The sequence below is a fragment of the Micrococcus sp. Mcc89 genome (assembly GCF_024519795.1).
GTDB classification, from domain to species: domain Bacteria; phylum Actinomycetota; class Actinomycetes; order Actinomycetales; family Micrococcaceae; genus Micrococcus; species Micrococcus luteus.
Genome location: NZ_JALJRI010000021.1, coordinates 17,285 through 34,866, shown reverse-complemented (window position 1 = coordinate 34,866; position 17,582 = coordinate 17,285). Strand labels below are relative to the sequence as shown.

Below are 17,582 nucleotides of genomic sequence, written 5' to 3'. Positions count from 1 at the left end.
CCGGCGAGCCGTGCTCACCGCCCTCATCGTGGCGGTGCTGGCCTACGCCCTCGACCAGCTGACCAAGTACGCGGTCGAGAGCACGATGCAGCTGGGGGACTCCGTCACGGTGATCCCCGGGGTGCTGCGCTGGCACTACATCCTGAACCCGGGCGCGGCCTTCTCCATCGGCGAGGACCACACCTGGGTGTTCACCGTCATCCAAGCCGTGGTGGCGGTGGCCGCCCTCGTCGGGATCGCCCGCGTGCGCTCGACGCCGTGGGCCCTGGCGCTGGGCGGGCTCGCCGGCGGCGTGCTCGGCAACCTCACGGACCGGCTGTTCCGGCCCCCGGCGTTCGGGCGCGGCCACGTGGTCGACATGATCTCCGTGCCGCACTTCGCGATCTTCAACGTGGCGGACTCGTTCATCGTCTGCTCCGTCATCGGCGTCGCCCTGCTCGTGATGACCGGCCGCCGCCTGGACGGCACACGGGAGGCGTGAGGACATGGGCATGAGACCGGGACTGACCGAGCGGCTCGAGGTCACCGAGGCCGAGGCGGGCCGGCGGGTCGACGCGGTGCTCGCCGACGCGTTCGGCGTCTCCCGCTCGCTGCTGGCGGACTGGTTCTCCCGGGGCCTGGTGCGGGCCGAGTCGCGCTCCGGCCGCCGGGACCGCGTCCTGGCCAAGTCCGCGAAGGCCGTGGCGGGGGAGACCCTCGCCGTCGACGTCCCCGACGACCCCGACCCCCTGGAAGTGAGGGCAGAGCGCGTGGACGCGCTGAGCATCCTGTACGAGGACGAGGACCTGGTGGCCGTGGACAAGCCCACCGGCGTGGCCGCACACCCCTCGCCCGGCTGGGTCGGGCCCACCGTGGTGGGCGCCCTGGCCGCCCTCGGCTACGACATCACCACCTCGGGCGCCCCCGAGCGCCAGGGGATCGTGCACCGGCTCGACGTCGGCACCACCGGGGTCATGGTCGTGGCCAAGACCGAGCGCGCCTACACGGCCATGAAGGACCAGTTCCGCGAGCGCGTGCCGGAGAAGGTCTACCACGCCGTCGTCCAGGGCATCCCGGACCCGCTGAGCGGCACCGTGGACGCGCCCATCGGGCGGCATCCCGGCCACCACTGGAAGTTCGCGGTGCTCGACGACGGCCGGCCGTCCGTGACCCACTACGAGACGCTCGAGGTGTTCGGCCGGGCCACCCTGCTCGAGGTCCACCTGGAGACCGGGCGCACCCACCAGATCCGCGTGCACACCTCGGCGCTGCGCCACCCGTGCGTCGGCGACCTCACGTACGGGGCGGATCCGCGCCTGGCGGCCGAACTCGGGCTGACCCGCCAGTGGCTGCACGCCCACCGGCTGGCGTTCCCGCACCCGGTCACGGGGGAGCCGGTGACGATCACCTCCCCGTATCCGGACGACCTCGCCCACGCCCTGGCGGCGCTGCGCGGCGACGAGGACTGAGCCGGCACCGTCGACGTGACCCCCGTCCCGGTCCGGCCCCGCCGCCCGGGCACCACGAGTAGGCTGGTGCGGCCCCGCCGTCCTCCCCGTCGAAAGGCCCACCCCACATGACCGTGTCCGCCGACGCCCGCCCCGACGCCGTGAAGGACGGCGGCTTCGTCCACCTGCACACGCACACCGAGTACTCCATGCTCGACGGCGCCGCGAAGCTGGACGACCTGTTCGCCGAGGCCCAGCGGCTGGGCATGGACTCGCTGGCCATCACGGACCACGGCTACCTCTTCGGCGCCTACGACTTCTGGTCCAAGGCGAAGGCGGCGGGCGTCAAGCCGATCATCGGGCTCGAGGCCTACGTGGCCCCCGGGCATCAGCACCGCACGGACAAGGAGAAGACCCGCTGGGGCGAGCCCCACCAGCGGGGGGACGACGTGTCCGGCGGCGGTGCGTACACGCACATGACGCTGCTGAGCGAGACCACCGAGGGGATGCACAACCTGTTCCGGATGGGCTCGATCGCCTCGCTGGACTCGGTGTACGCCAAGTGGCCGCGGCTGGACCGGGAGCTGCTGAGCCAGTACTCGAAGGGCCTGATCGCCACCACGGGCTGCCCCTCCGGCGAGGTGCAGACGCGCCTGCGCCTGGGCCAGTACCGGGAGGCGATGCAGGCGGCCTCGGACTTCCGGGACATCTTCGGCAAGGACAACTACTACTGCGAGATCATGCACCACGGCCTCGACATCGAGCGCCGGGTGATGACGGACCTGCGGCGGCTCGCCAAGGACCTGGGCCTGCCGTTCGTGGCCACGAACGACCTGCACTACACCCACGAGCACGACGCCAAGGCGCACGAGGCGCTGCTGGCCCTGCAGTCGGGCTCGAAGCTCAACGAGCCCAGCTACGACCAGGGCGGCTCCCGCTTCGCGTTCTCCGGCACCGAGTACTACCTGAAGTCCCCGCGGCAGATGCGCGAGCTGTTCGCGGAGCTGCCCGAGGCCTGCGACAACACGCTGCTCATCGCCGAGCGGTGCGAGGTCGAGTTCGACACGAAGGCCAACTACATGCCGGTCTTCCCCACGCCGGAGGGCGAGGACGAGACCAGCTGGCTCATCAAGGAGGTCGCCTCCGGTCTGGCCTACCGCTACCCGGACGGCGTGCCGGACCACGTGCGCATGCAGGCGGACTACGAGCTGGACGTCATCATCTCGATGGGCTTCCCCGGGTACTTCCTCGTCGTGGCCGACTTCATCAACTGGGCCAAGGAGAACGGCATCCGGGTGGGCCCGGGCCGCGGCTCGGGCGCCGGATCGATGGTGGCGTACGCGCTGCGCATCACGGACCTGGACCCGCTCAAGCACGGGCTGATCTTCGAGCGGTTCCTCAACCCGGACCGCGTGTCCATGCCCGACTTCGACGTCGACTTCGACGACCGCCGTCGCTCCGAGGTGATCGACTACGTCACCCGCAAGTACGGCGACGAGCGCGTCACCATGATCGTCACGTACGGCACCATCAAGACCAAGCAGGCTCTGAAGGACTCGGCCCGCGTGATGGACCAGCCCTTCTCGATGGGCGAGTCCCTCACCAAGGCGCTGCCGCCGGCGGTGATGGCCAAGGACATCCCGCTCAAGGACATCGAGGACCCCGCGGCCCCGCGCTACGGGGAGGCCGCGCCCTTCCGCGAGCTGATCGCGACGGACCCGGTGGCGAAGGAGGTCTTCGAGACCGCCAAGGGTCTCGAGGGCCTGAAGCGGCAGTGGGGCGTGCACGCGGCCGGCGTGATCATGTCCTCGGTGCCGGTGATCGACGTCATCCCGATCATGCGCCGCCTCCAGGACGGCCAGGTCATCACCCAGTTCGACTACCCGATGGCGGAGTCCCTGGGCCTGATCAAGATGGACTTCCTGGGGCTGCGCAACCTCACGATCATCTCGGACGCGCTCGAGAACGTGAAGGCGAACCAGGGCGTGGACCTGGACCTGGAGACCCTCGACGTGGACGACCCGGCGGCCTACGAGCTGCTGGCCCGCGGTGACACCCTCGGCGTGTTCCAGCTCGACGGCGGGCCCATGCGCTCGCTGCTGAAGATGATGCGCCCGGACAACTTCGAGGACATCTCGGCGACCATCGCCCTGTACCGCCCCGGCCCCATGGGCGCGAACTCGCACACCAACTACGCGCTGCGCAAGAACGGGCAGCAGGAGATCACCCCGATCCACCCGGAGCTGGAGGAGCCGCTGCGGGAGATCCTGGACACCACCTACGGCCTGATCGTGTATCAGGAGCAGGTCATGGCGATCGCCCAGAAGGTGGCGGGCTACTCGCTCGGCCAGGCCGACATCCTGCGCCGTGCGATGGGCAAGAAGAAGAAGTCGGAGCTGGACAAGCAGTACGAGGCGTTCCACCAGGGGATGCTGGACCGCGGCTACTCGGAGGCCGCGGTGAAGGCCCTGTGGGACATCCTGCTGCCCTTCTCGGACTACGCGTTCAACAAGGCGCACTCGGCCGCCTACGGCCTGGTCTCCTACTGGACGGCCTACCTCAAGGCGCACTACCCGGCGGAGTACATGGCCGCGCTGCTCACCTCGGTGGGCGACGACAAGGACAAGCTGGCCATGTACCTCAACGAGTGCCGCCACATGGGCATCACCGTGCTGCCCCCGGACGTGAACGAGTCCCACCTGACCTTCACCCCCGTCGGCCGGGACATCCGCTTCGGCATGGGCGCCGTCCGCAACGTGGGCGCCAACGTGGTCAAGGGCATGGTCCAGGGGCGCGAGGAGAAGGGCTCGTACACGGGCTTCGGCGACTTCCTGGCGAAGGTGCCGCTCGTGGTGTGCAACAAGCGCACCATCGAGTCCATGATCAAGGCCGGCGCCTTCGACTCCCTCGGCTACGCCCGCCGCGCCCTGCTGGCCGTGCACGAGGAGGCCGTGGACGCCACCGTGGCGCAGAAGCGCAAGGAGGACCACGGCGAGTTCACCTTCGACCTGTTCGCGCTCGGCGGCGGCGACGAGGACGACTCCGACGCCGCGGACGGCGTCGCCGTCCCGGACCTGCCGGAGTGGGCCAAGAAGGAGAAGCTCGCGTTCGAGCGCGAGATGCTGGGCCTGTACGTGTCCGACCATCCGCTGCAGGGCCTCGACGGCGTCCTGGCCCAGCACGCCGACGTCCAGATCACCCGCGTCCTCGACGACGACGGGCCCGCGGACGGCGCGATCGTCACCATCGCGGGCCTGATCACCACGCTCGAGCGCCGCATCGCCAAGTCCTCGGGCAACGCGTACGCGCGCTGCGAGATCGAGGACCTCGGCGGCTCGATGGACGTCATGTTCTTCGGCCAGGTGTACGCGCCCATCGCGATGATGCTGGCCGAGGACCTCGTCGTCGCCGTCAAGGGCAGGGTGCAGCGCCGGGACGACGGGTCGGTGTCCCTGTCCGCGATGGAGCTGACCATCCCGGAGCTCTCGGACGGCCCCGGCGGCCCCGTGCGGATCACGCTGCCGGCGTTCAAGGCCACGGAGCAGGTCATGGGCCAGCTGGCGGACGTGCTGCGCACCCACGAGGGCTCCTCGGAGGTGCGGCTGTCCCTGGTGGGCCAGCGTGCCACGCAGGAGTTCCAGCTGGGCCCGCAGTTCCGGGTGAGCCCGAACCCGGCGCTGTTCGGCGACCTGAAGATCCTGCTGGGTCCGGCCTGCCTCGGCTGAGCGGACGTAGCATGGGAGTGCCCCGCCCAGGAGGAGAGAGCTGATGCACTGCCCGTTCTGCCGCCATGAGGACTCGCGCGTGGTCGACTCACGCTCCCTCGACGACGGCTCCGCCATCCGTCGGCGTCGGCAGTGTCAGGCCTGCGGCAAGCGGTTCACCACCATGGAGACCACCGCCCTGACCGTCGTCAAGCGCTCCGGGGTGGCGGAGCCGTTCGACCGCTCCAAGGTGATCAACGGCGTCCGGAAGGCGTGCCAGGGGCGGCCGGTGACGAGCGACGACCTGGCCATGCTCGCCCAGGAGGTCGAGGAGACGGTCCGTGCCACGGGCAACGCCGAGGTGGACGCCCACGACGTCGGCCTGGCCATCCTCGATCCGCTGCGCCGTCTCGACCAGGTGGCCTTCCTGCGCTTCGCCTCCGTCTACCGGGACTTCGAGTCCCTCGACGACTTCGAGGAGGCCATCGCGGAGCTCCGGGCCGGTGACGGGGACGACCGCGGCCGTCCCGCCGTGCAGCCGCGGCTGTTCACCCGCTGACCTGGGCCGATGCGACGGCGCCGCCGGGATCGACGGTGCAGTGGTGCGCACGGCCTCCAGACGCTACAGTGATCCCCGGGCCGACCTCGGTCGGCCCGGCAAGACTGCCGAGGGCGGTTCCGGAGGGGAAGCCGGAACCGCCCTCGGTGTCTGCGCCCTCAGTTGCCGTCGGCGAGCGAGCCGTGCGCGGCCAGGGCGGCGCCCACGATGCCCGCGTTGTTCTGCAGCTGGGCCGGGACGATCGGGGTGCGCAGGCGCAGCAGCGGCAGGTAGTCGTCCGGCCGCTTGGAGATGCCGCCGCCGACGATGAACAGGTCCGGCGAGAAGATCCGCTCCACGTGGGAGAAGAAGCGCTGCAGTCGCTCGGCGTACTCGGCCCAGCTGAGCTGATCGCGCTCCCGGGCCTTCGCGGAGGCCCGCGACTCGGCCATCACGCCGTCGAGCTCCAGGGAGCCGACCTCGAAGTTCGGGACGAGCACGCCGTCGTGGATCATCGCGCCGCCGATGCCGGTGCCGAGGGTGATCACGTGCACCAGGCCGCGCACGCCCCGCCCGGCCCCGTAGCGGGCCTCCGCGAGGCCGGCCGCGTCGGCGTCGTTGACCACGGTCACGGGGCGGCGCAGGTGCTCCTCGAACCTGCCGCGCAGGTCCGTGCCGATCCACGAGTGGTCGATGTTGTTCGCGGACAGGCACACCCCGTCCTTGACGATCGAGGGGAAGCACACACCCAGCGGGGCGGAGGGCTTCGGCGCCTTCTCGCGCCCGTCGAGCTCGGCGGTGATGGCCGCCAGGGTCGCCGCCACGGGCTCGGGCATGGCCGGCTGCGGCGTGGGGATGCGGAAGCGGTCCCCGCGCAGGGTGCCCGCCTTCGGCCCCGACCCGAGGCGGACCAGGCCGCCCTTCATGCCGGTCCCCCCGACGTCGATGCCGATCGTCGTGGGGTATTTGGAGGAGCGCTGGGCGGTGCTGGTGTGCGTCGTCACGGCCCCCAGCTTAGTGCCGGGTCACGGCAGCGTGAGAATCTCCGCGCCGTCGTCCGTGACCACGATCGTGTGCTCGAACTGCGCGGTGCGACGGCGGTCGCGGGTCACCACGGTCCAGCCGTCGTCCCACTGGTCCCAGTCGATCGTGCCGAGGGTGAGCATCGGCTCGATGGTGAACACCATGCCGGGCACGAGCAGGCGGTCGTGGGCCGGGGCCGCGTCGTAGTGGGGGATCACGAGGCCGGAGTGGAAGTCCACGCCCACGCCGTGGCCGATGAAGTCGCGCACCACGCCGTAGCCGAAGCGCTTGGCGTAGGACTCGATGGCGCGGCCGATCACGTTGACCTGACGGCCGGGCTTCACGGCGCGGATGCCGCGGCGCAGGGCCTCCTCGGTGCGCTCGACGAGCAGCCGGGACTCCTCGTCCACGTCGCCGACCAGGTAGGTGCGGTTGTGGTCCCCGTGGACGCCGTCCAGGTACGCGGTGATGTCCAGGTTGACGATGTCCCCGTCCTCCAGGACGGTGCCGTCCGGGATGCCGTGGCAGATGACCTCGTTGATCGAGGTGCAGATGGACCGCGGGAAGCCGCGGTAGCCCAGGCAGGACGGGTAGGCGCCGCGCTCCACGAGGAAGGCGTGCGCGATCCGGTCCAGCTCGTCCGTGGTGACGCCCGGGCGGATGTGGGCGGCGGTGTGCTCCATGGCCTGCGCGGCCAGGCGGCCGGCGGCGCGGATCCGCTCGATGCCGGCGGCGTCGTAGACGTCCGAGGCGTTGCCCTCGTCCGGGGTGGCCTTGCCGACGTACTCGGGGCGCGGGATCGCGGCCGGCACGGGCGGGGCGGGGGACGGGGCCCCGGGCGTCAGAGTGCCGACGGGGGCGAGCGACCCGGGCTCCGGCGCGGTGGGGCCCGCAGGGCGGGGACCGTTGTGGCTGGACGGGGCGGCGGGGTTCTGACGCTGGGACATGTCCTCCAGCCTATCGGCCCGGCTATTGTGGCCCCCATGACCGAGACGAGCGAGTTCTGGTACAACGTCAACACGCATCAGGTGGAGGTGGGCGCCCAGTCGGACTGGTCCCAGCTGCTGGGCCCGTTCGGCACCCGTGAGGAGGCCCAGGCCGCGATGGACCGCGTGCGGGCGAACAACGAGGCCGCCGACGCGGAGGACGCGCGCGACGACGACTGGGACAGCCGTCCCGTCGACGACGCCTCCTGACCGCGGCACCGGACGACACCGGGCCCCCGTCCTGAGGGACGGGGGCCCGGTCGTCTCAGGGGGCGGGTTCAGCCCTCGAAGCCGTGCTCCGGGGCCGGGAACGCGCCGTCGAGCACGTCCGCGCGATAGGCCCGGACCGCCTCACCCACGACCTCGTGCAGGCGGGCGTACTGACGGACGAACCGGGGCACCCGTCCCTCGCGTAGACCGAGCATGTCCTGCCACACGAGCACCTGGCCCGTGGTGCCCGGGCCCGCGCCGATGCCCACGGTGGGCACCCGCAGTGCGGCGTCGACGGCGGCGGCGACGTCCGAGGGGACCATCTCCATCAGGACGGCGAACGCCCCCGCGGCCTCGAGGGCCTGGGCCGACACGGTCATCCGCTCGGCCGCCCCCGCGCCGCGGCCCTGCACCCGGTAGCCGCCGAGCACGTGCTCGGACTGCGGGGTGAAGCCGATGTGGGCCATGACCGCGACGCCGGCGGCCGTCATCGCGGCCACGTGCTCGGCGAAGCGCTCGTCGCCCTCCACCTTGACGGCGTGCGCGCCGGACTCCTTCACGAGGCGGACGGCCGACTCGACGGCCTGCCGCGGGGAGGCCTCGTACGAGCCGAAGGGCAGGTCCGCGACCACGAGGGCACGCTCGGCACCGCGCACCACGGCCTGGGTGAACAGGATCATCTGGTCCAGGGTGACCGGCAGGGTGGTGGGGTGGCCCAGCATGGTGTTGCCCACCGAGTCGCCCACGAGCAGCACCTCGACGCCGGCCTCGTCGAACAGGGCCGCCGTCATCGCGTCGTAGGTGGTGAGCATCGCGAAGCGCCGGCCCTCGTCCTTGGCCCGCTGCAGGTGGACCGTCCGGTACCGGGACGGGGCGGGCGGACCGTAGGGGGCGGTGTCGTCAGGCTGCCGGGGGGACTGGGGAGCAGACATGGGCCGGAGTCTACGCGGCGCGTCTAGAGTGGCGGCATGGATCGACAGCAGGACTACGTGCTCCGCACCATCGAGGACCGGGACGTCAGGTTCGTCAGGCTCTGGTTCACGGACGTGATCGGTACGCTGAAGTCGGTGGCCCTGTCTCCAGCCGAGGTGGAGAACGCCTTCACGGAGGGCCTGGGCTTCGACGGCTCCTCGATCGACGGATACACCCGCATCTCGGAGTCGGACATGCTGCTGCAGCCCGATCCCTCGACCTTCCAGATCCTGCCCTGGCGCGGCGACCAGGGACAGAGCTCCCGGATGTTCTGCGACGTGCTCACCCCGGACGGCCGCCCCGCCCCCGCCGACCCGCGGCACGTGCTGCGCCGCGTGCTGGACCGGGCCGCGGACCAGGGCTTCACGTGCTTCACCCACCCGGAGATCGAGTTCTACCTCCTGCAGTCGGACCAGCCCGGCCCGGACGGGGAGCCGGTGCCCGTGGACCGCGCGGGCTACTTCGACAACGTGCCCGGCTCCGACGCGGCCGACTTCCGCCGCGACGCCGTCAGCCTCCTCGAGGGCATGGGCATCTCCGTCGAGTTCAGCCACCACGAGAACGGCCCCGGCCAGAACGAGATCGACCTGCGCGCGGCGGACGCGCTCACGACGGCGGACAACGTGATGACGTTCCGGACCGTCGTCAAGGAGGTCGCCGCCGCCCAGGGCACCTACGCCACGTTCATGCCCAAGCCGTTCTCCCACCACCCGGGCTCCGGCATGCACACCCACTTCTCCCTCTTCGAGGGCGACGCGAACGCGTTCTACGACCCCGCGGACGAGTTCCGGCTCTCCGTCACGGGCCGCCGGTTCATCGCGGGCCTGCTGCGCCACTCCGTGGAGATCACCGCGGTGACCCACCAGTTCGTCAACTCCTACAAGCGTCTCTGGGGCGGGGGAGAGGCCCCGTCGTACACCTCGTGGGGGCACAACAACCGTTCCGCCCTCGTGCGCGTTCCCCTGTACAAGCCGGACAAGGCCGGCTCGGCCCGCATCGAGTACCGCGGCATCGACGCCTCGGCCAACCCGTACCTCGCCTACGCCCTGCTGATCGCGGCCGGACTCAAGGGCATCGAGGAGGGCTACGAGGTGCCCGAGGCCGCCGCCGAGGACATCAGCGCGTTGACCACCCACGAGCGGCGCGTGCTCGGCCATGTCCCCCTGCCCGGCACCCTGCACGACGCCCTGCGCGCCGCCGAGGAGTCCGAGTTCGTGGCATCCGTGCTGGGCGAGCACGTCTTCGACGCCCTGCTGCGCAACAAGCGCCAGGAATGGGACGACTACCGGGTGGAGGTCACGCCGTACGAGCTGCGGCGCTACCTCTCCGGCCTCTGAGGCGCCGGCCGTGTCCGCCCTGCCCGACGCGGCGACCGCCGACGCCCCGGACCGCCGCACCCTCGCGCACGCCGGCGTCGCCGACGCCGGCCGCGTGCAGACGCTGCTCACCTCGCCCGAGTTCGAGGGCGTGGACGTGCGTCCCCTCGTCGAGCTCCTCGGCCACGCCGCCGATCCCGACCGGGCCCTGCTGCTGTGGGTGCGCCTGGCCGAGCGCGAGCCCCGCGTCCACCACGCCCTCCGGGACCCCGGGACGACGGCCCGCCTGCTGCGGCTGCTCGGCGCCTCCGAGGCCCTCGGCGAGTTCCTCATCCGCCGTCCCGAGCACCTGGACCTCGTCCTCGACCCGGACGCGGCCGCCGCCACCGCGCCCGCCCTCGCCCAGCCCGACCCGACCGCCGGCGAGCCCTGGGGTGATGCGTCCGCCGCCCTGCGCCGCCTGCTCCTGGACTCGGTGGGCGCCGACCCGGACGCCGACCGCCCCCTCGCGGCCGTCACCGGCAAGGACGCCGCCGTCGCCTTGCGCCGCGCCTACCGCCGCCAGCTGGCCGCGATCGCCCTGCGCGACCTCGACTCCGCCGAGCCCACGGCGGCCGTGTCCTCGGTGGGCCGCTGGCTCGCGGACCTGGCCGGCGCCACCGTGGACGCGGCGCTCGCCGTCTCACGGGCCGTCCTCACCGAGCGGGAGGGCCCCGTGGTGGACCGCGTGGACCTCGCCGTGATCGGCATGGGCAAGTGCGGCGCCGGCGAACTCAACTACGTCTCAGACGTGGACGTCGTGTTCGCCCACGCCGTCCGCGAGGCCGCGGACGGCGCGGACCCCGACGCCCAGGTCCCGGACGGGCCGCGCGCCGCCGCGCTCGCGGCCGAGCTGGCCGCGGGCATCGGCCGCGTGATCCAGGGTGCGGCCCCCGAGCCGGGACTGTGGGAAGTCGACGCCAACCTGCGTCCCGAGGGCAAGGACGGCGCCCTGAGCCGCACCGTGGAGTCCCACGCCGAGTACTACCGCCGCTGGGCCCACGGCTGGGAGTTCCAGGCCCTGCTCAAGGCCCGCCCGATCGCGGGCTCGCCACAGCTCGGCGAGCGCTACATCGCGGAGATCTGGCCCCGGGTGTGGGAGTCCTCCGCGCGCGACGGGTTCGTCGAGTCCGTCCGGGCCATGCGCGCCCGGGTCCTGGACACCCTCGCCCCCGCGGAGCGCGAGCGGGAGATCAAGCTCGGGCCCGGCGGTCTGCGCGACGTCGAGTTCACGGCCCAGCTGCTCCAGCTCGTGCACGGCCGTGCGGACGAGTCGCTGCGGGTGCGCGGCACGCTCGACGCGGTGCGGGCGCTGCACGCCGCCTCCTACGTCACCACGCGAGACGCGCGGGCGTTCGACGAGCACTACCGGTGGCTGCGCACCCTCGAGCACCGCATCCAGCTCGTGCACCTGCGGCGCACCCACCTGATGCCGGTCAAGGAGGAGGCCCGCCGCGTCGTCGCCCGGTCGATGCGCGGCGCCGCCGACCGGGGCCCCGCCACCGGCGAGGACCTCCAGGCCGAGTTCACGCGCGTGCGCCGCGCCGTGCGCGGTCTCCACGAGACCGTGTTCTACCGGCCGCTGCTGTCGACGACGGCCGCCCTGTCCGCCGAGGACGTGCGGCTGTCCGCGGAGGCCGTCCGCGACCGCCTGGCGGCGCTGGGCTACCGCGACCCGCAGGGCGCCCTGCGGCACATCGAGGCCCTCACGCAGGGCGTCTCGCGCCGGGCCGCGGTCCAGCGGCAGCTGCTGCCGGCCATGCTCGGGTGGTTCGCGCGGGGCGCCGACCCCGACGGCGGCCTGCTCGCCTTCCGCCGGCTCTCCGAGTCGCTGGGCGGCACGGCCTGGTATCTGCGGATGCTCCGCGACTCCTCGGACGCCGCCCGGCGGCTGTGCCTGGTCCTGTCCGGCTCCCGGTTCGTGGGGGACCTGCTCGAGCACTCGCCCGAGGCCGTGGCCTGGGTGGGGGACGACCGGGAGCTCGACCCCCGGGGCGCCATACAGCTCTGGCGCCAGGTCGACGCGCGGCTCGACCGCCGCGTGGCCGCGCAGGAGGCCCCCGCGGCCGTGCGCCATGTGCGGCAGGTGCGGCGCAGCGAGACCCTGCGCGTGGCCCTGGCGGACATCTCGGGGCTGCTGGACCTCGAGGCCGTCACCGGGGCCCTGTCGGACATCGACCAGATCACCGTCGTCGGCGCCCTGCGCGTGGCCTCGCGCGCCGTCGTCGGGGACGCCGACCCGCTCACCGACGTGCTCGTGGTGGCCATGGGCCGCCAGGGCGGCCGGGAGATCACCTACGGCTCGGACCTCGACGCCCTGTTCGTGCACCGGCCACGCCCCGGCGTCGACGAGGGGCGGGCGCGCGAGCAGGCCGAGGAGGTCGTGCGGACGCTGATGTCCCTGCTGCACCGCCCCGCGACCCCGCCGCTGCCCGGCGAGCGGCCGCTCGAGGTGGACGCCGACCTGCGCCCCGAGGGGCGCCAGGGGCCGCTCGTGCGCACCCTGGACTCGTACCGGGAGTACTACGGGCGCTGGGCGGAGGTGTGGGAGCGTCAGGCGCTGCTGCGCGCCCGGCCCCTGGCCGGCGACGACGACCTCGCCACCGACTTCCGGCGGTGGGCCGACGGGGTCCGCTACGCCGGGGACCTGACCACCGCGGACGCGCGGGAGATCCGGCGCATCAAGGCCCGTGTGGAGGCCGAGCGCCTGCCCCGCGGCGCGGACCCCTCCCGGCACGTCAAGCTCGGCCGCGGCGGGCTCTCGGACGTGGAGTGGCTGGTGCAGTCCCTGCAGCTGCGCCACGCGGGAGAGGTCGAGGACCTGCGGGTCACCGGCACGCTGCCGGCCCTGCGGGCGATCGCCCGGCACGGGCTGCTGCCCGAGGCCGAGGTCGCCGTGCTGGAGGAGGCGTGGCTGCTGGCCACCCGGATCCGCGCCGCCCTGCTGCTGTGGACGGGCAAGGTCTCGGACGTGCTGCCCACGAACATGCGCGACCTCGAGGCCGTGGCCCGCCTCAGCGGGGTGGGCACGGCCGGCGGGGAGCTCGAGGAGCGCTACCTGCGGGTGACCCGCCTGGCCCGTCAGGTGTTCGAGACCCGGTTCTACGGGCTCTGAACGACGCCGGCCCGCCACCTCGACGGGGTGGCGGGCCGGCCGTGCTCCGGTGTCGCGAGCGCCGGCTCAGGCGCGCACGACGTGCTCCCCGAGCAGCTCCAGGGTGCGTCGCCGCACGCCGGCGTCCTGGGCCGCCGTCGTGATGATCAGCTCGTCCGCCTGGACCCGCGCCGCGAAGTCGTGCAGCCACGCCGCCGTCGTCGGGCCGGTGCCCACGGCCGTGCACTCGAGCATCCCGAGCACCTGCTGACCGGCGGGGGAGTGCAGCAGCATCTCGACCTCGTCGTCGGTGAGGGTGCGGCCCCGGCCGAGCATCATCCGGATGCGCGCCCGCTGCGCGGCCTGCCACTCCCGCTCGGCCACCTCCTCGGTGTCCGCGGCGATCACGTTGGCCGCCGCGATGAAGTGCGGCTCCGCGAGGGCCTCGGAGGGCTCGAAGTGCTCCCGGTACAGGCGCGCCGCATGCTCGAGCATCTGCGGTGCGAAGTGGCTCGCGAACGCGTAGCCCAGGCCGAGCTGCGCGGCCAGCTGGGCGCCGAACGCCGAGGAGCCGAGGATGTACAGCGGCACGTTGGTGCCCTTGCCGGGGTAGGCGTCGATGCCGGGGATCAGGCTCTGGCCGGTGAGGTAGCCCTGCAGCTCGAGCACGTCCTGCGGGAAGCGCTCGGCCGCCGACGGATCCCGGCGCAGCGCCTGCAGCGTCCGCTGGTCGGTGCCGGGGGCGCGACCCAGGCCCAGGTCGATGCGGCCGGGGTGCAGCTCGGCCAGGGTGCCGAACTGCTCGGCGATCACCAGCGGCGAGTGGTTGGGCAGCATGACGCCGCCGGAGCCGAGGCGGATCGAGTCGGTGTGCGCGGCCACGTGCGCGATGAGTACGGCCGTGGCGGAGGAGGCGATGGAGGGCATGTTGTGGTGCTCCGCGTACCAGACGCGCCGGAAGCCGGCGGCCTCGGCGACGCGGGCCTGCTCCACGGATTCGGCGAAGGCTTCGCCCATCGGGGCGCCGTCGCGGACGAGGGCGAGGTCCAGCAGGGACAGCGGCAGGGGGGTGGGGGCGGTGTGCTCGGTCATGGTGCTCCTGGTCTGCGGGCCGCCCGGCCGGGCGGAGGTCTCCACAGATCCAGCGCCCACCGGCCCCGGACTATTCCGCGGCCGGGCACGACGACGGCCGCCCGCCTCCGGCGTGGGAGACGAACGGCCGTCGTCGGGGCCGCGGCGGGCGGATCAGACCGAGTAGTACAGCTCGAACTCGTAGGGGTTCGGGCGCAGGGCCAGCGGGGCGATCTCCATCTCGCGCTTGTACGCGATCCAGGTCTCGATCAGCTCCTCGGTGAACACGTCGCCGGCCAGGAGGAACTCGTGGTCCTCCTCGAGGGCGTTCAGGGCCTCGTCCAGGGTGGCGGGTGCCTTCTGGATGTCGGCGGCCTCCTCGGCCGGCAGCTCGTAGAGGTCCTTGTCGATCGGCTCGGCCGGCTCGATGCGGTTGCGGATGCCGTCCAGGCCGGCCATCAGCTGCGCGGCGAACGCGAGGTACGGGTTGCCCGAGGCGTCCGGGGCGCGGAACTCGATGCGCTTGGCCTTCGGGTTGGAGCCGGTGATCGGGATGCGGATGCCCGCCGAGCGGTTGCCCTGCGAGTAAACCATGTTCACGGGGGCCTCGAAGCCCGGCACCAGGCGGCGGTAGGAGTTCACCGTGGGGTTGGTGAAGGCCAGGACCGCGGAGGCGTGCTTCAGCAGGCCGCCGATGTACCAGCGGGCGGTGTCCGAGAGGTTCGCGTAGCCCTTCTCGTCGAAGAACAGCGGCTCGCCGCCGTTCCACAGGGACTGGTGGCAGTGCATGCCGGAGCCGTTGTCGCCGAAGACGGGCTTGGGCATGAAGGTCGCGGACTTGCCGAACATGTTGGCGACGTTCTTGACGACGTACTTGAACTTCTGCAGGTCGTCCGCCGAGTGGGTCAGCGTGTTGAAGCGGTAGTTGATCTCCGCCTGGCCCGCGGCGCCCACCTCGTGGTGGGAGCGCTCTACCTCGAGGCCGACCTCGGCCAGGACCGAGCAGATCTCGTCGCGCAGGTCGGCCTGCTTGTCCGTGGGGGAGACGGGGAAGTAGCCGCCCTTGAGGCCGGTCTTGTGGCTCAGGTTGCCGCCCTCGTCCTCGCGGGAGGCGTTCCACCAGGCCTCGTCCGAGTCCACGGCGTAGAACGAGCCGCGGGGGGAGGACTCGTAGCGGACGTCCTCGAAGATGAAGAACTCGGCCTCGGGGGCGAAGAACGCCGTGTCGGCGATGCCGGAGGAGCTCAGGTAGGCCTCCGCGCGCTGGGCCACGCCGCGCGGGTCGCGCAGGTAGGGCTCGCCGGTGCGGGGGTTCACGATGGAGAAGTTCATCGTGAGGGTCTTGCGGACCCGGAAGGGGTCCACGAAGGCCGTCGCGACGTCCGGGATGAGCTGCATGTCGGACTCGGCGATGCCGGCGAAGCCCCGGATCGAGGAGCCGTCGAAGAGCTGGCCCGTGACGAAGAAGTCCTCGTCGACGCTCGAGGCGGGCACGTTGAAGTGGTGCTGCATGCCGGGGAGGTCGGTGAAGCGGACGTCGACGAACTCGATCCCCTCATCCTTGATGTACGCGAGGACGTCCGCGGGGGAGGTGAACATGGTGCGCTCCTGTGGTCGTGACGATGGTGGCATGTCCGGCACGGCGGCGCTGGCGTGGCGGGTGTCATCACCCTACTTGCCCGGCGGCCTCCGTGGGCGTCGGTGACGCCCCACGGCGAGCCTCGCGGTTCCGCGCCGGTAGGCTGGGCCGGTGGCACGCAGAGCACCCGACCCCGCGCAAGAGCCCGAACCGACCCGCCGCGACGAGCCGCTGATCACCCGGCGCGACCTCGCCGGCTGGGTGGACGGTCCGGGCGGCGGCCTGGCCGGCGGCCGCTGGCCGGGGGACCTGCTGGGCCTGCCCGAGCACGGCCCGACCTCGATGGCCACTGCGGCCCGCCGCGCCGTCGCCCTCGTGATCGACTGGTTCCTGGCCCTGGGCGTGTCCTGGCTGCTCTTCGACTCCGACGCGATCGCCACCCTGATGGTCTTCGCCACCATGCACATCCTGGGCATCACCCTGCTGGCCACCACCGTGGGCAAGGCCGTGTGCCGCACCCAGGTGGTGCGCCTCGGCGGCCGGACCGCCCCCGTGCACCGCGTGGTGGTGCGCACGGCGCTGCTGTGCCTCGTGCTGCCGGCCGTCGTCGTCGGCCCGGACGGCCGCGGCATGCACGACAAGGTCGCCGGCACCGTCGAGATCCGCATGTGAGCGCACCGGCCCGCGCCGGACGACGCCGGATCCGACTCGACGCGAGGCCGGACACGACGAAAGGGGGGCGCCCCGCCGAATCCTCGGCGGGGCGCCCCCCTTTCGCGCGGGTGCGTCGGCGCTCAGCGGCCGCGCATGGCGCGCCGGCTCGGGCGCACCTTGTTCGGGTCGACGCCCTTGGGGATGGGCAGCCGGTTGGTGTTGAGCGCGGTCAGACGCTTGTCCACGGCCTGGACCTCCTGCGCCGTGAGGGCCTTCTTCATGCCCTTGAGCGTGCCGGGCAGCTCGTGCAGCGGGACCTGGCCCTGGCCGTTGCCGGACTCCACCACGGTGACGGGCACGCCGGGCAGGAAGCGGCGCATGGCCTTCTCCTCCTTGACCACCAGCGCGGCGACGCGGGGGGAGGGGCCCTCCGTCACCAGCACGACGCCCGGCCGGCCCACGGCGCGGTAGACGAGGTCCTGGGTCTTCGGGTTCACGGCGGCCGGCTGCTCGGACACGATCCAGCCGCGGCCCAGCGTGGAGAGCGCGGCGCCGGCGGCGCCGGGGCGGCCCTCGAGCTGGGCGAACCCGGCGCGGCGCGCCTTCCGGTTCAGGATGACGACGGCGGCGAGCACACCGAACGGGATCGCGATGAGCAGCCACGTGATCCAGTTGTCCAGCAGGAGGCCGATGACGAGGCCGACGACCAGGGCGCCCAGGAAGGCCAGCAGCATCCACAGTCCGACCTTGGGGTCGTGCGCCTTGGTCATGGCGTAGGCCTGCTTGAGCTGGGAGATCACGCCCGGGCCCTTCGTGGCGCGCTTGTCCCGGCGCTGGGCCTTCGCCTGCTCCTTCTCGCGGAGGCGACGCTCGCGCTGCATGGCCTTGACCTCCTTGAGCGTGGCGGAGGTGGAGCCGGAGGAGGACGCGGGGGGCTGGCTGTTCTTCGTCATGACGGGGTCCAGTCTA

Annotated in this window: 14 protein-coding genes; 8 read left to right on the top strand and 6 right to left on the bottom strand. The window is 72.5% G+C overall.

Annotated elements, in window-relative coordinates:
* The first annotated feature begins 10 nt into the window (after nucleotides 1-10).
* The 4 genes from lspA to nrdR all read left to right on the top strand — a co-directional run bounded on the left by lspA (nucleotide 11) and on the right by nrdR (nucleotide 5,690).
* Entirely contained in the window at nucleotides 11-481 is a 471-nt protein-coding gene (gene lspA, locus NR072_RS02350; RefSeq protein ID WP_115166288.1) for a signal peptidase II, read from the top strand.
* A gap of 4 nt (nucleotides 482-485) precedes the next feature.
* Nucleotides 486-1,448 carry an RluA family pseudouridine synthase gene (locus NR072_RS02345; protein WP_095694680.1) on the top strand — a complete coding sequence of 321 codons (963 nt, stop codon included), beginning with the start codon at nucleotides 486-488 and terminating at the stop codon, nucleotides 1,446-1,448.
* Between the two features lie 107 nt (nucleotides 1,449-1,555).
* Nucleotides 1,556-5,152: a DNA polymerase III subunit alpha gene (gene dnaE / locus NR072_RS02340; RefSeq protein ID WP_256835999.1), complete on the top strand. Its 3,597-nt coding sequence runs from the start codon at nucleotides 1,556-1,558 to the stop codon at nucleotides 5,150-5,152.
* A gap of 43 nt (nucleotides 5,153-5,195) precedes the next feature.
* Entirely contained in the window at nucleotides 5,196-5,690 is a 495-nt protein-coding gene (gene nrdR, locus NR072_RS02335; protein WP_002855838.1) for a transcriptional regulator NrdR, read from the top strand.
* Between the two features lie 158 nt (nucleotides 5,691-5,848).
* Here nrdR and ppgK read toward each other — a convergent pair whose 3' ends face one another.
* The gene (ppgK, locus tag NR072_RS02330; RefSeq protein ID WP_036339941.1) at nucleotides 5,849-6,673 is read right to left on the bottom strand and encodes a polyphosphate--glucose phosphotransferase; all 825 of its coding nucleotides are present in this window, start codon (nucleotides 6,671-6,673) and stop codon (nucleotides 5,849-5,851) included.
* Nucleotides 6,674-6,694: 21 nt separating this feature from the next.
* Nucleotides 6,695-7,639 carry a type I methionyl aminopeptidase gene (gene map, locus NR072_RS02325; protein ID WP_145951434.1) on the bottom strand — a complete coding sequence of 315 codons (945 nt, stop codon included), beginning with the start codon at nucleotides 7,637-7,639 and terminating at the stop codon, nucleotides 6,695-6,697.
* A 36-nt stretch (nucleotides 7,640-7,675) separates the two neighbouring features.
* Here map and NR072_RS02320 point away from each other — a divergent pair, with 36 nt between their 5' ends.
* Nucleotides 7,676-7,888, top strand: coding sequence for an SPOR domain-containing protein (locus tag NR072_RS02320; protein WP_036340724.1), 213 nt, complete (start codon nucleotides 7,676-7,678; stop codon nucleotides 7,886-7,888).
* A gap of 68 nt (nucleotides 7,889-7,956) precedes the next feature.
* Here the strand turns inward: NR072_RS02320 and panB are convergent, their stop codons facing one another.
* Complete coding sequence (panB, locus tag NR072_RS02315; protein ID WP_044659514.1) at nucleotides 7,957-8,820, bottom strand: 3-methyl-2-oxobutanoate hydroxymethyltransferase; 864 nt, start codon at nucleotides 8,818-8,820, stop codon at nucleotides 7,957-7,959.
* A 36-nt stretch (nucleotides 8,821-8,856) separates the two neighbouring features.
* On the opposite strand from panB, the gene glnA (NR072_RS02310) reads away from it, so the two are divergent.
* Complete coding sequence (gene glnA / locus NR072_RS02310) at nucleotides 8,857-10,197, top strand: type I glutamate--ammonia ligase (protein WP_095694676.1); 1,341 nt, start codon at nucleotides 8,857-8,859, stop codon at nucleotides 10,195-10,197.
* A gap of 10 nt (nucleotides 10,198-10,207) precedes the next feature.
* Nucleotides 10,208-13,330, top strand: coding sequence for a bifunctional [glutamine synthetase] adenylyltransferase/[glutamine synthetase]-adenylyl-L-tyrosine phosphorylase (locus tag NR072_RS02305; RefSeq protein ID WP_182488390.1), 3,123 nt, complete (start codon nucleotides 10,208-10,210; stop codon nucleotides 13,328-13,330).
* A 66-nt stretch (nucleotides 13,331-13,396) separates the two neighbouring features.
* On the opposite strand, the gene NR072_RS02300 is transcribed toward NR072_RS02305, so the two are convergent.
* Nucleotides 13,397-14,401 (bottom strand): LLM class flavin-dependent oxidoreductase, encoded by a 1,005-nt coding sequence (locus tag NR072_RS02300; protein ID WP_036314199.1) that lies wholly within the window; start codon nucleotides 14,399-14,401, stop codon nucleotides 13,397-13,399.
* Nucleotides 14,402-14,554: 153 nt separating this feature from the next.
* The gene (gene glnA, locus NR072_RS02295) at nucleotides 14,555-15,979 is read right to left on the bottom strand and encodes a type I glutamate--ammonia ligase (RefSeq protein WP_036314201.1); all 1,425 of its coding nucleotides are present in this window, start codon (nucleotides 15,977-15,979) and stop codon (nucleotides 14,555-14,557) included.
* A 151-nt stretch (nucleotides 15,980-16,130) separates the two neighbouring features.
* On the opposite strand from glnA (NR072_RS02295), the gene NR072_RS02290 reads away from it, so the two are divergent.
* Entirely contained in the window at nucleotides 16,131-16,631 is a 501-nt protein-coding gene (locus NR072_RS02290; RefSeq protein ID WP_049146950.1) for an RDD family protein, read from the top strand.
* 122 nt (nucleotides 16,632-16,753) lie between these two features.
* Here NR072_RS02290 and NR072_RS02285 read toward each other — a convergent pair whose 3' ends face one another.
* Nucleotides 16,754-17,566 carry a DUF4191 domain-containing protein gene (locus NR072_RS02285; RefSeq protein ID WP_036314203.1) on the bottom strand — a complete coding sequence of 271 codons (813 nt, stop codon included), beginning with the start codon at nucleotides 17,564-17,566 and terminating at the stop codon, nucleotides 16,754-16,756.
* Nucleotides 17,567-17,582: the final 16 nt, after the last annotated feature.

What these genes read in the sequence shown, in the direction of transcription:
- NR072_RS02285 (WP_036314203.1), bottom strand. Translation starts at nt 17,566, where the DNA reads ATGACGAAGAACAGCCAGCCCCCCGCGTCCTCCTCCGGCTCCACCTCC.
- NR072_RS02345 (WP_095694680.1), top strand. Translation starts at nt 486, where the DNA reads ATGGGCATGAGACCGGGACTGACCGAGCGGCTCGAGGTCACCGAGGCC.
- NR072_RS02320 (WP_036340724.1), top strand. Translation starts at nt 7,676, where the DNA reads ATGACCGAGACGAGCGAGTTCTGGTACAACGTCAACACGCATCAGGTG.
- panB (WP_044659514.1), bottom strand. Translation starts at nt 8,820, where the DNA reads ATGTCTGCTCCCCAGTCCCCCCGGCAGCCTGACGACACCGCCCCCTAC.
- dnaE (WP_256835999.1), top strand. Translation starts at nt 1,556, where the DNA reads ATGACCGTGTCCGCCGACGCCCGCCCCGACGCCGTGAAGGACGGCGGC.
- glnA (WP_036314201.1), bottom strand. Translation starts at nt 15,979, where the DNA reads ATGTTCACCTCCCCCGCGGACGTCCTCGCGTACATCAAGGATGAGGGG.
- nrdR (WP_002855838.1), top strand. Translation starts at nt 5,196, where the DNA reads ATGCACTGCCCGTTCTGCCGCCATGAGGACTCGCGCGTGGTCGACTCA.
- glnA (WP_095694676.1), top strand. Translation starts at nt 8,857, where the DNA reads ATGGATCGACAGCAGGACTACGTGCTCCGCACCATCGAGGACCGGGAC.
- NR072_RS02300 (WP_036314199.1), bottom strand. Translation starts at nt 14,401, where the DNA reads ATGACCGAGCACACCGCCCCCACCCCCCTGCCGCTGTCCCTGCTGGAC.
- map (WP_145951434.1), bottom strand. Translation starts at nt 7,639, where the DNA reads ATGTCCCAGCGTCAGAACCCCGCCGCCCCGTCCAGCCACAACGGTCCC.